Consider the following 13493-nt stretch of genomic DNA (forward strand, 5'->3'; position numbering starts at 1 on the left):
CGCGAGGCATGTCCTCGCGGGCCCGGATCTTTGTCCCGCCGCACGCCGGGTCCGGCCCGTGGAGGCGGGCCGTAGGGTTAGACACATGAACGATCGCATGGTGTGGATCGACTGCGAGATGACCGGACTCTCGCTGTCGACCGACGCGCTCATCGAGGTGGCCGCCCTCGTCACGGACTCCGAGCTGAACGTGCTCGGCGAGGGCGTGGACATCGTCATCCGGCCGCCGGACGAGGCGCTGGAGTCGATGCCGGAGGTGGTGCGGCGGATGCACACCGCGTCCGGCCTGCTCGAGGAGCTGCCGCACGGCACGACGCTGGCGGAGGCGGAGGAGCGGGTGCTGGCGTATGTGAAGGAGTACGTGAAGGAGCCCGGCAAGGCGCCGCTGTGCGGGAACTCCGTGAGCACCGACCGGGGCTTCCTGCTGCGGGACATGCCGACGCTGGAGGAGTACCTGCACTACCGGATCGTCGACGTGTCGTCGATCAAGGAGCTGGCCCGCCGGTGGTACCCGCGGGCGTACTTCAACGCCCCGCAGAAGAACGGCAACCACCGGGCCCTCGCCGACATCCGGGAGTCCATCGCCGAGCTGCGCTACTACCGCGAGGCCATCTTCGTGCCGCCGCCCGGCCCCGGCTCCGACACCGCCAAGGAGATCGCGGCCAAGCACGTTCTGCCTGCTCAGTGAGGGAAACGGGGCCCGGGCAGGGACACGGCGAAAGGCGGGCGCGAGCACCCCTTCCGACCCTGTACACTTTTTCTCGGCCGAGCGGGGAGACCACGCAGTCCGAACGCCGGTCGTGGTGGGTGTAGCTCAGCTGGTAGAGCACCTGGTTGTGGTCCAGGATGTCGCGGGTTCGAGTCCCGTCACTCACCCTCTTCTGAGAGGCCGACGACCTGCACTAATGCGGTCGTCGGCCTCTTTCGTTGCCTCCATGGCCACACGGTGGCCACACGGGATGACGCCCCCTCTCGGCCTCGGCCGGAAGGGGCGTTTTCTCCGTTCGGGTGAACTCCCAGCACAAACGTGCGCCATTGACCCCGGCCTCCCGACGGACGACGGTCGTAGAAGTCCGTAGAAGCCAGAGGAATGGGGAGATCCGTGACGCTACGGTTCATCGCGAAGGATCCGAACACCAACGGCGACAACTGCCCGACCGTCTGGGTGGACGAGGAGACGAAGGACCTGGTCATCCAGGGATGGAAGGCGGACGGCGAGACGGAGCGGGAGTGCCTGAAGACCGGGAGCATCCCCGACACCGAAGCGGTCGTCCGGTTGCCTGCCCGCATGATGGCCGCGATCAGGGAGGCGTGTGATGTCGCAGACGGTTCCTCCGTTCGCTGACCTGCTGGCCCGCTGCCGCCACAGTGCGGTCCACCTGGAGACCCGCGACGTCTACGGCGTCCCGGAGGAGGACGAGGACTTCGCGGCCTGGCGAGCCGGCCACCGGCACACCCCGGACAACCGGGAGCAGTGGTGGAACTCCTTCCACTCCTGCGTCGCCGAAGCCGTGGGCCGGGGCGTCCGTGTCCGCCGTGCCCGCATCGTCTCCGAGCCGCTGTCCGAGTACGTACGCTACGAGCACTCCTGCACGTTCCAGAACGTGATGGCCGGCGAGGACGTCCGCTGGCTTCCGCGCCGTCTGGCCTCCGACCTGCTGATCCCCGGCAACGACCTCTGGCTGTTCGACAACGACCTGATCCGGTTCGGTCTGTTCTCCGGCGACGGGGCCTTCGTGGAGCACACCCTCTGCGACGATCCTGACGTGATCAAGAACGTGTCCGAGGCGTTCGAGAACGTCTGGAGCCGCGCCATCCCGCACGACCGCTACACCGTCTGAGTCACCGGGCATGACCGAGTCGCCAACAGCCGCCGTTCAAGCTGCCCGACGTCAGCTCGCCACCCGTCTGCGGGAGATCCGCACGGAGGCGGGGCTGACGGCCACGGAGCTTGCCCGGCGGCTGGACTGGTATCCCTCGAAGGTCTCCCGCATCGAGAACGCCCGGACTCCCCCGGCGATAGCGGACATCAGGGCTTGGTGCGCGGCGTGCGGGGCCGACCGCGCCGTGGACGACCTGGTGGCCTCCGCCCAGTCCGCCGACTCCATGTACATGGAGTGGCGCCGTCTTCAGCGCACCGGGCTGCGGCACCTTCAGGAGTCCCGTGTCGAGCTGTACGAGCGCACGCGCCTGTTCCGGGTGTACTGCTCCACCGTCATCCCCGGACTGCTCCAGACGCCCGCATACGCCACTGCGCTCCTGGAGTCGATCGCGCGCTTCCACAACACCCCGAACGACGTCGCGGAGGCCGTGGAGGCCCGGATGCAGCGGTCCCGGGTGCTCTTCACCGCGGGGAACCGCTTCTCGGTGCTGGTGGAGGAGTCCGTGCTCCGGTACCGCATCGGTGACGCCGAGACGATGGCCGGGCAACTGGGCTACCTGCTCACGCTGATGTCCCTGCCCTCCGTCAGCCTCGGCGTGATCCCCTTCTCGGCACAGCGCCCGACGTGGCCTCTGGAGACCTTCAACGTCTTCGACGACGCCCGGGTCCATGTGGAACTGCTCTCGGCGGCGGTCAAGATCACGGCCCCGAGCGAGGTGGAACAGTACGTCAGGGCCTCCCAGATGCTGAGTCGTTCAGCCGTCTACGGCAGTGCCGCACGTGACTTGATCACCGCGGCCATCACCCATCTCGGGTAGAGAGCATAGAAAACCGTAGAAACTCGTTGAGGCCCGTCTGACGCCTTTCCTACGGTCTCTGCCAACCGACTTGCTCCCGGGGAATGCCGTCGCCCAGGCCGCCCCATGACGCGAAGTCGGCGGTCCTTCCTGACCGTTCGACGGCGAACGAGGCCCAGATGATCCTGCCAGCGAAGCCGCATCACACCGGGCATCCCGGATACTCCGAGACCCTCCCAGGTCTGGAGGAGAGCGCCGAGGCCGCCCGCACGCTCGTACGGACGGCCCTGGCGGCCTGGTACCTGGAGGATCTGACGGACACCGCGATACTGCTCGTCTCGGAGCTGGTGGCCAACGCGGTCAAGCACACCAACAGCCGGCTGATCCGGGTCATCGTCACCCGGCCGAGCGAGCGGTTCGTACGGGTCGGTGTCGTGGACAGGGCCAGGGTGCTGCCGAAGCTGGTCGAGCCCGGTGACGACCTCCTCACCTGCGGTCGGGGCCTCCTCCTGGTCGACGCCCTGGCCGAGCGCTGGGGCACCGACCTCTACCGCTGGGGCAAGCAGGTCTGGGTCGAGCTGATGAGCGAGGCGGCCCGATGACCGAGCAGAAGTCCCCGTGGGTGGGCGATCAGGTCTACGACGCCGACGCGGGCAAGGAGGGCATCGTCACCGACGTGAAGCGGGACGGCACGTACATCCTGCGCGAGACGTACTCGTTCGCCCTGAGGTGGACCGTCCCGAACGCCGACAAGCTGACCGTCACCGCGCCGCGTCTGGAGCGCCTCGAGAGGGAGCGGGAGGCGTAACCGTGCGCCGCAGCACGCTCCCGCCTCCGCACTCCCTCACGGGGGCATGCCGCAGAGGCTCCCCCGCTCCTTCCCGGAATCGGAAGCGAAGCCCCCGTGGCCCGGTCGTCCTCAAGGGCGGATGCAGGAGGTGCGCGCGTGCGGGCCGGGGTGGCCGGGGGTGTCGACGTGGGCCTCGACGTAGACGCAGCCGGTGCGGGTGGACAGCACGTCGCCCCAGCTCCCGGGCAGGGTCTGGTCACCGCGGTAGGAGGCGGGGGCGGTGGCGCCGTCGGGGTCGCGGTGGGCGTCGGTGTGCACCGTCCACCGGTGGGACACCGGGCCCTGGAGGTAACCCCAGGCGGCTCGGCAGGCTCGGGAGTACATCAGGATCAAGGTGCCGTAGGTCTTGCCGTCCGCCCAGCGCACGGTCTGCCAGTCGAGCTGCTTCTGGTCCGCCCGGCACCCGGCCTCGTAGGGATCGCTGCCGTCCCGGGCGGGGCGGGCGGCGGGCGGTGCCGAAGAGGCCACTCCGTTCGCCGGCACCGCACTGGCGGCGGGCCGGTCGGACGGCCTCCCGGACGCGCCGGACGGGGGGTCCGGGCGCGTGAGGAGGACGCCCCCGGTCACGGCGAGAGCGGCGCAGGCGACGGACACGGCGATCCACGCCCCGCGCCGGCGGCTCCGGGCCCGGTCGCCGGCTTCAGGGGCCGGGCCGGTGGCCGGGGCATCGGCGGACGGGGCGTCAATGGCCGGGGCATCGGCGGACGGGGCATCGGTGGCCGGAGCGTCGGTGGACGGCTCCGCGGCGGCATCGTCCTTCGCCGCGGTCCCGGACGGTACGGCCTTCTCCTCCGTCCCGTCGGGCGGGGCGCTCTCGCGGGCGACCTCCCAGAGCTGCCGCCACCGGGCGGGATCGGACCCGCAGCTGTGGACGAACGCCTCCACCAGGTCCCAGGACGGGAGGCGCCGGCCGCTCTCCGCGTTGGAGAGAGCGGCCAGGGAGTAGCCCGACCGCGCGGCGACCTGCCGCAGCGTCAGGCCGCTGCCGTCCCGCAGTGCGCGGAGTCTCAGCGCGAGTTGGGCCCGAGGACCGTTTCCCGTGATCGGTGTTCTGCGCCGCCCCGTCATGTGCCCCCCAAGTAGTCCTCTCCGAGGGCATTGTGATCGGGCCGGTGTGATCCGGACAGTGCGTTTCCTGCCGTTCTGAGGGCCGCCCGCGACGCGCACAGCCGTCGTACCGCCGCCGGGTGAGCCCCGGTGGCGGCACGACGGACCGTGGCGTGTCCGGCGTCGAGCGCCGCCGGACACGGTGGTCACCGGTCAGTACCAGACCTTCTGGCCCTTGGTGATCGTGTCGTAGTACCCCCCTCCGTCGCCCAGGTGCATCAGGTGGCGCGGGCGGGCGCTGCGGCCGCCGTAGACGCCGCCGGCGGGAGTGAGCGAGGCGCCCTGTACGAGGGAGAAGTGCAGGTGCGGCTCGAATCCCCCGGTGCCGCCGACGGTCCCGATGACCGTCGAGTCGGTGATGTGCTGGCCCTTGACGACCTTGATGGTGCTGAGATGGCACACCACGCTCCACCAGCCGCCGCCGTGGTCGACCACCACGTACTGCCCGCAGGTCTCCCAGCCGGCCGGGGCCCAGTCCGCGTAGAGCACGGTGCCCGGGCCGCCCGGGGCGAGGACCGGATCGCCCTGACGCAGGCCGAGGTCCACGGCGTAGTACTGGTTCATGCGGTTCGTGGTGGCGCAGTTCACGTGGAAGCCCTCGCCGTAGTAGCTGCCGTTCTGCCACGCGTAGCCGGCGCCGCCGTTGGCCTCCTTCGTGAACGGCGTCTGGAGGAACTTGTTGCTGGGCCAGTCCACGCAGCCCTGGGCGAGGGGAGGCAGGCCGGCCGAGTCACCGCAGTGGGCGATGCCGGGGCTGTAGCCGTCGGAGCCCACCGTGGGCGTGTTGGTGTACCAGTCGTAGACCCAGGTGCCGTCCGCGAGCCGGTCCCAGGTGGTGAACGGCTTGCCGCCGTAGGTCCGTCCGTCGACCTGGTCGCCGTTGTTGACCTGGCAGACGATGTCGAGCGCGGTGCCGTTGGGCACGTAGCGCAGCACGTGCCCGGCGTGCGGTTCGCTCTGCACCGCCAGGCCCTGCGCGTCGGCCCCGGTCACCTGGTACGTGGCCGCCCGGGCCGGGGCGGTAAGGCCGAGCGCGGCCACCGCCAGCACCACCGCCGGCAGCAGGGTCCGTACGGCCGGGTGGCGGGTGGCCGGGAGGCGGCGGCGCTCGGTACGGCCGTTGGGTCCGGGCGCGGTGGCAGGCGCGGTGTGCGGAGATTCGGTCATGTCACGGCTCTCTCTCGTCGGTGTGGCCCGGCTCGTCGGGGGAGTCCGGATCGCCGTCGGACGGCGGCGATCCGGACGTAGCGGAGGTATGGAGGGTCACAGCCAGGGGGTGCAGGTCGACCTGTCCCAGACCCCGCCGTTCTCCTTGGCGACGCAGGCGCGGGCAGGGCCGGGTGCGTAGAGCTGGTCGGACCAGAAGGGGCCGTCCTCCGGCCTGCCCCAGAACTCGAAATGGCGGCCGGTCTTCGCGCCCACGCCCGGGGCGCCCTGCCGGTCGACCCAGATCGCGTAGTGACCGTTGTAGTTGTAGCCGGGTGAGAAGCGCGCCCAGTTCGTGCGGCACGTGGACGACCAGCGCAGTTCCAGTTGGCCGTCGTAGGCCGAAACGGTCCCCTGCGGCACGGTGGCGCTGGTGCCCGCGCATCCGGTGTCGATGGGGTCGAGATTGTCGCACCCGGTGGTCGAGCAGGTCGCCCGTACCGCCGCGTGGGAGGTGCCGCCGAGCGGGACGAGCAGGGCGAGGAGAGTCCCCGCCACCGCCGCGCCCGTGCGCAGGGTTCGCAGGAGTGCCATGGAGGTGCCGCCTTTCGTCCGGCTGGGTTCTCGGTGCGCCTCACGGAGCGGCCGTGAGGCGTGGGCACCGGTATAGCCAGGGCGCGACGAGCCGCACGAGGACCTGAACACGCAGGTGAACAAGGGTGAACAGCAGCCCGGACCAGACCGTGCGCGGTCCGGACCAGGCCGTGCGCGGCTTGGGCGGCCCGTTCGGGTCCATGACACCCCGGTTCGGCCACCGCCCCCGTCCCCGGGCCGGGCCGCCCGGACCGGGCCCGCGGGCCGCCCCGGTGAACAACGCCGAACCGGACCGGCCCATCCCTGTCCCCCGATCACCCGTCCGCGGGGGCGGTGAGTACCTCGGGGAGCAGTGAGTACTGCGGTGAGCAGTGAGTACCGCGACGGCAGAAGCGGACTGGCGGGGCGGGAGGTGGCGTGTCCCGCTCGTGGTCGTCCGTCCGATGCCCCTTTTCCGCGCCGCATCCCCGTTGCCCGTGCCCGCGCGCGGCGGCCATCCCGTGGCCGTCCATGCGGTCGCGGACGTGCGTAAGCCGCCCGCCCTCGTTCACCCGCAGTAAGTACCAGCGCGGCCCAGGCGCCCTGACGCGCCACCGGGCGCCGCCGGCGCCGCGACCGCGACGTGCTCCGCGCCATACTCCGCGACGATCACGTCCGGGTCCGGGGTCCGGTGCACCACGACGTCCCGGATGCCGGCCACCCGCCCCGGGCCGGGCGTACGCCGGCTACGACGACGCCCGTACCACCAGTTCCGTCGGCAGGATCACCTGCCGGCGCCCCAGGCTGCGGGAGACGGCCGGGCGGCGGTCGGCGATCTCCGCCAGCAGCAGGTCGATCATCCGGCGGCCCATCTCCTCTATGGGCTGGCGGACGCTGGTGAGCGAGGGGTCCATGTGGCGGGCGATGGCGGAGTCGTCGTAGCCGACCAGCGCCACGTCGTCGGGTATGCGGCGGCCCGCCTCGCGCAGGGCCTGGCGGGCGCCGGCCGCGGTCACGTCCGAGCCGGCGAAGACCGCGTCCAGGTGCGGGCGGCGCTCCAGCAGCGCCGCCATCGCGCGGCGGCCGCCTCCCTCGGTGAAGTCGCCCGGCTCGATGAGCAGCTCGTCCACCTCGTGGCCCGCCTCGCGCAGCGCGTCGCGGTAGCCGTCGACGCGCCGGTGGGCGCCGTAGACGTCCAGGCGGCCGGTGATGTGGGCTATCGTGCGGCGGCCGCGCTCCAGGAGGTGTTCCACGGCCTGGCGGGCGCCGCCGTAGTTGTCCGAGTCCACCGACGCCAGCGTCTCCGTGGCCGACCGCGGGCCGCTGATCACCACCGGGATCTCCATCTGGGACAGCAGGTCGGGCAGCGGGTCGTCGGCGTGCACGGAGACCAGCAGGACGCCGTCCACCCGGTGGGCCGCCAGGTACTGGGCGAGCCTGCGCCGCTCCCGGTCACTGCCCGCGAAGATCAGCAGCAACTGCATCTCCGTGTCGGACAGCTCGGCCCCGACACCCTTGAGGATGTCCGAGAAGTACGGTTCCGCGAAGAACCGGGTCTCCGGTTCGGGCACCACCAGGGCGATCGCGTCCGTGCGGTTGGCGGCCAGGGCGCGGGCCGCGGTGTTCGGGACGTAGCCGAGTTCCGCGACCGCCGCCTCGACGGCCGCGCGGGTCGCCTCACTGACCCGGGGCGAGCCGTTGATCACCCGGGAGACGGTGCCACGACCGACGCCGGCGCGTGCGGCCACCTCTTCGAGGGTGGGCCGACCGCCGCTGCGACTGCGCGATCCACGGCTTGCCATCGGTGGCTCCGCCTCCCCTTGTCCTTGGTCCCACCTGGAATCTAACAGCCCAGCCGGATGATCACCCCAGCCCGTACGGCCCCGTCCGCACCCGGCGGACCAGGCCGGACCGCGCAAGGAGCGGGGCGGGACCACGCATGGAGCGGGCCCGGACCACACGGCGGGCGGAACCACGCAGCGGGCGGGGTCCACCTACGCGGCAGGCAGGGCCCATCCGAGTCGCCCGCCGCCGCCCGGAACACCGCCGGCACGGGCCAGTTAACAGCCCGATAACTGAACGCATGCCTCCGTGCCGACTCCCTTGACACCCCCGCTGGAACCCGCGACCCTTCAACACATCACTCATGGGAGCGCTCCCATACCAGGTGGCACATACACATCCCGCACGTTCCCCGCCCGAGCCGCAGCGACGAACAGCACGAGCTGAACGGGCCCAGCCATGCCGTTGGCCGGGGGGTCGGCACGTCAGGGCAACAGGAGGACGCAATGCGAGCAGCACGAACTCGAACCGTCCGCGGGGCTCTGGCCCTCACGGCCATCGCATCGCTGGGCGCCGGGTTGCTGACCGGCTGTGCCGACGACGGCGGCGACGGGTCCGATTCGTCGGGCGGCTCCCACGGCAAGACCGTCATCACGCTCGGCCTCTTCGGCACGTTCGGCTTCAAGGAGGCCGGCCTCTACGCCGAGTACGAGAAGCTGCACCCGAACATCAAGATCCAGGAGAACGTCACCGAGCGGAACGAGAACTACTACCCGGCGCTCGTCAACCACCTCACCACCAACAGCGGCCTGATGGACATTCAGGGCGTGGAGGTGGGCAACATCGCCGAGATCGTGAACACCCAGGCGGACAAGCTCGAGGACCTCTCGAAGGTTCCGGGCGTCAACAAGAGCGACTGGCTGCCCTGGAAGTGGCAGCAGGCCACCACCAAGGACGGCCGCACCATCGGCCTCGGCACCGACGTGGGCCCGATGGCGATCTGTTACCGCAAGGACCTCTTCCAGAAGGCCGGACTGCCCACCGACCGGAACACGCTGGCGAAGATGTGGGCGGGCGACTGGAAGAAGTTCGTCGACGTGGGCCGGCAGTACCAGAAGAAGGCCCCCAAGGGCACCACCTTCACGGACTCCCCCGGCGGCTTGATGAACGCCGTCCTCGGCAGTGAGCGGATCCGGTTCTACGACGAGTCCGGCAAGGTCATCTACAAGACGAACCCGGTCGTCAAGCGCGCTTTCATGCTGACCGCGAAGGCCGCCCAGGACGGCCTGGTCGGTTCCCAGACCCAGTTCCAGCCGGCCTGGGACTCGACGATCGCCAACAGCAAGTTCGCGGCGATGTCCTGCCCGCCGTGGATGCTCGGGTACATCGAGAGCAAGTCGAAGCCGGAGGCCCAGGGCAAGTGGGACGTGGCCCCCGCGCCCAGGGCCGGCAACTGGGGCGGTTCCTTCCTCACCGTGCCGAAGAGCGGCAAGCACGTGAAGGAGGCCAGGGAGCTGGCCGCCTGGCTGACCGCGCCGGAGCAGCAGGCGAAGCTGTTCGAGAAGCGGGGCAGCTTCCCCAGCACGCCGGCCGCCTATGACACGCCCGCGGTGCAGAACGCGAAGAACAAGATGACCGGGGACGCCCCGATCGGCAAGATCTTCGCCGAGGCGGCGAAGGCGAGCCCGGTCCAGGTGATCGGCCCGAAAGACCAAATCATCGGGTCGACACTGAATGACAACGGCCTCATCCTCGTCACCAAGGGCAAGTCGCCCGAGCAGGCGTGGGAGACGGCCACGAAGACCATCGACAACAACCTGGGGCAGTGACCAGCATGGCCACCCGGCACGACACCGCCGCGCTCCCCGCCGAGGAGGGGGGCGCGGCCCCGGCCCGCCCGGCCGCGCGCACGGCGCCCGCCCCCGCGGACGAGCGCCGCCGGGCCCGGTTGTCCCGCCGCTGGAAGCGGGACGTGCGCTGGAGCCCGTACGCCTTCGTCGCACCGTTCTTCCTGCTGTTCCTGGCCTTCGGCCTGTTCCCGCTGCTCTACACGGGCTGGGCCTCGCTGCACCAGGTGGAACTGACGGCGCCCACCGACATGAACTGGGTCGGGCTGCGCAACTACACCCGCATCTTCGACGACGACTTCTTCTGGAACGCGGCGAAGAACACCCTGACCATCGGCATCATCTCCACGGTCCCGCAGTTGCTGATGGCGATGGGCCTGGCCCACATCCTCAACTACAAGCTGCGCGCCTCGACCTTCTACCGGGTCGTGATGCTCGCCCCGTACGCGACGTCGATCGCCGCGGCCTCGCTGGTGTTCGTGCTGCTCTTCGGCCGCGACTACGGGATGATCAACTGGGTGCTGGACCAGGTCGGCATCGGCAAGGTCGACTGGCAGAACGACAAGTGGCCGTCGCAGATCGCCGTCTCGGCCATCATCATCTGGCGCTGGACCGGTTACAACGCGCTGATCTACCTGGCGGCGATGCAGGCCATCCCGCACGACCTGTACGAGTCGGCGGCCCTGGACGGGGCCAACCGGTGGCAGCAGTTCTTCCACGTGACGCTGCCGTCGCTGCGGCCGACCATCCTGTTCACGTGCGTCGTGTCGACCATCGGCGCCAGCCAGGTCTTCGGCGAGCCGCTGCTGTTCGACGCCAACCGGGGTGCTTCCGGCGGCTCCGAGCACCAGTTCCAGACGCTGGGCCTGTACCTGTACGAGCAGGGCTGGGTGAACCAGCACCTCGGGCGGGCCTCGGCGATCGCCTGGACGATGTTCCTGATCCTGATCCTGATCGGCGTGGTCAACTACGTCATCTCGCGCCGGCTGCGCGCCATTCAGTAAGGAGTTCCGGCCGTGACGACGACAACCCTGACGGCACCCGCCGACCCGGACGCCGTAAAGCCCCGGCGTACGCGCCGGCCCCGGTCCGCGCGGGCGGGCGGGCAGTTGCACGGCGGCCCGATCGCCTACGCGGTCCTGGCCCTGTTCACCATCGGTTCGCTGTTCCCCCTGGTGTGGACGGCGATCGCCGCCTCCCGCGACAACAACCGGCTGGCGCAGACGCCGCCGCCGTTCTGGTTCGGCTCGAACCTCCCGCACAACCTCGAGGTCGCCTGGAAGGACGCCAACCTGGGCGAGGCGTTCCTCAACACCACCATCGTGGCGGGCGTGTCCGCGCTGACCATCGTGTTCCTGTCCACCATCGCCGGGTTCGCCTTCGCCAAGCTGCGCTTCAAGGGCCGCGACGCCCTGATGCTGGTGGTGATCGGCACGATGATGGTGCCGCCGCAGCTCAGTGTGATCCCGCTGTACATGATGGTCGCCAGGCTGGACTGGACCGACCAGCTGCAGGCGGTGATCCTGCCGTCGCTGGTCAGCGCGTTCGGTGTGTTCTTCATGCGGCAGTACCTGCTTCAGGCGCTGCCGGACGAGCTCATCGAGGCGGCCCGGGTGGACGGCGCGAGCAGTTGGCGCGTGGTCTGGCACGTGGTGTTCCCGGCCGCGCGGCCCGCGATGGCCGTGCTGGGCATGCTGATGTTCGTGCAGACCTGGAACGACTTCCTGTGGCCGTTCCTGGTGCTGACCCAGACCGGCAACCCGACCGTGCAGGTCGCGATCGCGGGCCTGGGCCGTGGTTACACTCCCGACCAGTCTCTGATCATGGCGGGCGCGCTGCTCGGCACGCTTCCGCTGCTGGTCGTGTTCGCTGTTTTCGGCAAGCAGATCGTGGGCGGCATCATGCAGGGCGCCGTCAAGGGATGACCACGCGCGGCAGCGCCGCTCTCCCCTGCGGCCGGGCGGATCGCGGCCGCCTCGTCCTGGTTTCCTTCCTCTTCCTCCGACGGTCTCGACGACCACTGATGGGAGCGCTTCCATGCCTGAGCCCGTGACCCCCGTGGCCTTTCCCCCCGACTTCCTCTGGGGCGCGTCGACGTCCGCCTACCAGATCGAGGGGGCGGTGCGGGAGGGCGGACGCACCCCCTCGATCTGGGACACCTTCAGCCACACACCGGGCAAGACCGCCGACGGGGACACCGGTGACATCGCCGTCGACCACTACCACCGCTACCGCGAGGACGTGGCGTTGATGGCGGAGATGGGCCTGAAGGCCTACCGCTTCTCCATCTCCTGGTCGCGGGTGCAGCCGACGGGGCGCGGCCCGGCCGTCCAGGTCGGCCTGGACTTCTACCGCCGCCTGGTCGACGAGCTGCTGTCGCACGGCATCAAGCCGGCCGTCACCCTGTACCACTGGGACCTCCCCCAGCACCTGGAGGACGCGGGCGGCTGGCCGGAGCGCGACACGGCGTACCGGTTCGCCGACTACGCGCAGCTCGTCGGTGAGGCGCTAGGCGACCGCGTGGAGCAGTGGATCACGCTCAACGAGCCGTGGTGCGTCGCCTTCCTGGGCTACGCCTCCGGGGTGCACGCCCCGGGCCGCACGGAACCGGAGGCGGCGCTGCGGGCGGCCCATCACCTGAACCTGGCGCACGGTCTGGCCACCTCCGCCCTGCGGTCGGTGATGCCGGCCCGCAACTCGGTCGCGGTGAGCCTCAACTCGTCGGCGGTGCGGCCGGTTTCGCAGGACCCGGCGGACCTGGCGGCGGCCCGGAAGATCGACGACCTGGCCAACGGGGTCTTCCACGGCCCGATGCTGCACGGCGCCTACCCGCAGTCGCTGTTCGAGGCGACGGCCTCGATCACGGACTGGTCGTACGTCCTGGACGGCGACCTGGCGGCGATCCACCAGCCGCTGGACGCGCTGGGCCTCAACTACTACACGCCGGCCCTGGTGTCGGCGGCGACCGGCGCGGCCTCCGGCCCGCGGGCGGACGGACACGGGGCGAGCGACCACTCGCCGTGGCCGGGCGCGGACGACGTGATGTTCCACCAGACACCGGGCGACCGCACGCAGATGGGCTGGACCATCGACCCGACCGGCCTGCACGAGCTGCTCATGCGCTACACGCGCGAGGCGCCGAACCTGCCGCTGTACATCACCGAGAACGGCGCGGCCTACGACGACAAGCCCGACCCCGAGGGCCGCGTACACGACCCGGAGCGGATCGCCTACCTGCATAGCCACCTGACGGAGCTGCACCGCGCCCTCTCCGACGGCGCGGACGTCCGCGGCTACTTCCTGTGGTCCCTGATGGACAACTTCGAGTGGTCGTTCGGCTACGGCAAGCGGTTCGGCGCGGTGTACGTCGATTACGCCACGCTCACCCGGACCCCCAAGTCCAGTGCGCGGTGGTACGCGGAGGTGGCCCGGACCGGGACGCTGCCCCCGGCGGTGGATGCCTGATCCGGCTTCGCGGAACAGCCCGGGCCGCGGCGACCACCGGGGGG

General features: G+C 70.6%; 14 protein-coding genes and 1 tRNA gene. 11 read left to right on the plus strand and 4 right to left on the minus strand.

Translation table 11 applies throughout. The annotated features are described in order from the left end of the window. The first annotated feature begins 85 nt into the window (after positions 1-85). The 7 genes from orn (at position 86) to IE225_RS07815 (ending at position 3487) form a co-directional block, all read left to right on the plus strand. Positions 86-688, plus strand: coding sequence for an oligoribonuclease (gene orn, locus IE225_RS07785; protein WP_190056621.1), 603 nt, complete (start codon positions 86-88; stop codon positions 686-688). A gap of 115 nt (positions 689-803) precedes the next feature. Further along, a tRNA-His gene (locus IE225_RS07790) sits at positions 804-876 on the plus strand. Between the two features lie 226 nt (positions 877-1102). After that, positions 1103-1345, plus strand: coding sequence for a hypothetical protein (locus IE225_RS07795; protein WP_190056622.1), 243 nt, complete (start codon positions 1103-1105; stop codon positions 1343-1345). Beyond that, positions 1317-1841: a DUF6879 family protein gene (locus IE225_RS07800; protein ID WP_190056623.1), complete on the plus strand. Its 525-nt coding sequence runs from the start codon at positions 1317-1319 to the stop codon at positions 1839-1841. The genes IE225_RS07795 and IE225_RS07800 overlap by 29 nt, the downstream gene beginning before the upstream one ends. Positions 1842-1851: 10 nt before the next feature. Then, on the plus strand, positions 1852-2700 hold the full coding sequence (locus tag IE225_RS07805; RefSeq protein WP_190056624.1) for a helix-turn-helix domain-containing protein: 849 nt from the start codon (positions 1852-1854) through the stop codon (positions 2698-2700). Positions 2701-2858: 158 nt separating this feature from the next. Further along, a complete protein-coding gene (locus tag IE225_RS07810) occupies positions 2859-3281 on the plus strand; it encodes an ATP-binding protein (RefSeq protein ID WP_190056625.1) in 423 nt (140 codons plus the stop codon). Then, positions 3278-3487, plus strand: a complete 210-nt coding sequence (locus tag IE225_RS07815; protein ID WP_190056626.1) for a hypothetical protein — start codon at positions 3278-3280, stop codon at positions 3485-3487. Before IE225_RS07810 ends, IE225_RS07815 begins: the two co-directional genes overlap by 4 nt. A 111-nt stretch (positions 3488-3598) precedes the next feature. Here IE225_RS07815 and IE225_RS33705 read toward each other — a convergent pair whose 3' ends face one another. From IE225_RS33705 to IE225_RS07835, 4 genes are all read right to left on the minus strand, one after another. After that, positions 3599-4597: a helix-turn-helix domain-containing protein gene (locus IE225_RS33705; protein ID WP_190056627.1), complete on the minus strand. Its 999-nt coding sequence runs from the start codon at positions 4595-4597 to the stop codon at positions 3599-3601. A gap of 192 nt (positions 4598-4789) precedes the next feature. Continuing rightward, positions 4790-5803: a M23 family metallopeptidase gene (locus IE225_RS07825; protein WP_190056628.1), complete on the minus strand. Its 1014-nt coding sequence runs from the start codon at positions 5801-5803 to the stop codon at positions 4790-4792. 96 nt (positions 5804-5899) lie between these two features. Continuing rightward, on the minus strand, positions 5900-6376 hold the full coding sequence (locus tag IE225_RS07830; RefSeq protein ID WP_190056629.1) for a DUF2690 domain-containing protein: 477 nt from the start codon (positions 6374-6376) through the stop codon (positions 5900-5902). A gap of 725 nt (positions 6377-7101) precedes the next feature. Further along, positions 7102-8157, minus strand: a complete 1056-nt coding sequence (locus tag IE225_RS07835) for a LacI family DNA-binding transcriptional regulator (protein ID WP_190056630.1) — start codon at positions 8155-8157, stop codon at positions 7102-7104. A gap of 486 nt (positions 8158-8643) precedes the next feature. Here IE225_RS07835 and IE225_RS07840 point away from each other — a divergent pair, with 486 nt between their 5' ends. The 4 genes from IE225_RS07840 to IE225_RS07855 all read left to right on the plus strand — a co-directional run bounded on the left by IE225_RS07840 (position 8644) and on the right by IE225_RS07855 (position 13449). After that, positions 8644-9966: an ABC transporter substrate-binding protein gene (locus IE225_RS07840; RefSeq protein WP_190056631.1), complete on the plus strand. Its 1323-nt coding sequence runs from the start codon at positions 8644-8646 to the stop codon at positions 9964-9966. A gap of 5 nt (positions 9967-9971) precedes the next feature. Then, positions 9972-10988 (plus strand): carbohydrate ABC transporter permease, encoded by a 1017-nt coding sequence (locus IE225_RS07845; RefSeq protein ID WP_190056834.1) that lies wholly within the window; start codon positions 9972-9974, stop codon positions 10986-10988. 12 nt (positions 10989-11000) lie between these two features. Continuing rightward, complete coding sequence (locus tag IE225_RS07850; protein WP_190056632.1) at positions 11001-11909, plus strand: carbohydrate ABC transporter permease; 909 nt, start codon at positions 11001-11003, stop codon at positions 11907-11909. A 112-nt stretch (positions 11910-12021) separates the two neighbouring features. Further along, positions 12022-13449: a GH1 family beta-glucosidase gene (locus IE225_RS07855; protein ID WP_190056633.1), complete on the plus strand. Its 1428-nt coding sequence runs from the start codon at positions 12022-12024 to the stop codon at positions 13447-13449. Positions 13450-13493: the final 44 nt, after the last annotated feature.

The sequence above is a fragment of the Streptomyces echinoruber genome (genome assembly GCF_014651135.1).
Lineage (GTDB): Bacteria > Actinomycetota > Actinomycetes > Streptomycetales > Streptomycetaceae > Streptomyces > Streptomyces echinoruber.

Excerpts from the sequence above, each read along its gene's own strand:
- IE225_RS07800 (WP_190056623.1), top strand. The coding sequence starts at position 1,317 with ATGTCGCAGACGGTTCCTCCGTTCGCTGACCTGCTGGCCCGCTGCCGC.
- IE225_RS07830 (WP_190056629.1), bottom strand. The coding sequence starts at position 6,376 with ATGGCACTCCTGCGAACCCTGCGCACGGGCGCGGCGGTGGCGGGGACT.
- IE225_RS07810 (WP_190056625.1), top strand. The coding sequence starts at position 2,859 with ATGATCCTGCCAGCGAAGCCGCATCACACCGGGCATCCCGGATACTCC.
- orn (WP_190056621.1), top strand. The coding sequence starts at position 86 with ATGAACGATCGCATGGTGTGGATCGACTGCGAGATGACCGGACTCTCG.
- IE225_RS07835 (WP_190056630.1), bottom strand. The coding sequence starts at position 8,157 with ATGGCAAGCCGTGGATCGCGCAGTCGCAGCGGCGGTCGGCCCACCCTC.
- IE225_RS07840 (WP_190056631.1), top strand. The coding sequence starts at position 8,644 with ATGCGAGCAGCACGAACTCGAACCGTCCGCGGGGCTCTGGCCCTCACG.
- IE225_RS07815 (WP_190056626.1), top strand. The coding sequence starts at position 3,278 with ATGACCGAGCAGAAGTCCCCGTGGGTGGGCGATCAGGTCTACGACGCC.
- IE225_RS07825 (WP_190056628.1), bottom strand. The coding sequence starts at position 5,803 with ATGACCGAATCTCCGCACACCGCGCCTGCCACCGCGCCCGGACCCAAC.
- IE225_RS07855 (WP_190056633.1), top strand. The coding sequence starts at position 12,022 with ATGCCTGAGCCCGTGACCCCCGTGGCCTTTCCCCCCGACTTCCTCTGG.
- IE225_RS07845 (WP_190056834.1), top strand. The coding sequence starts at position 9,972 with ATGGCCACCCGGCACGACACCGCCGCGCTCCCCGCCGAGGAGGGGGGC.
- IE225_RS33705 (WP_190056627.1), bottom strand. The coding sequence starts at position 4,597 with ATGACGGGGCGGCGCAGAACACCGATCACGGGAAACGGTCCTCGGGCC.
- IE225_RS07805 (WP_190056624.1), top strand. The coding sequence starts at position 1,852 with ATGACCGAGTCGCCAACAGCCGCCGTTCAAGCTGCCCGACGTCAGCTC.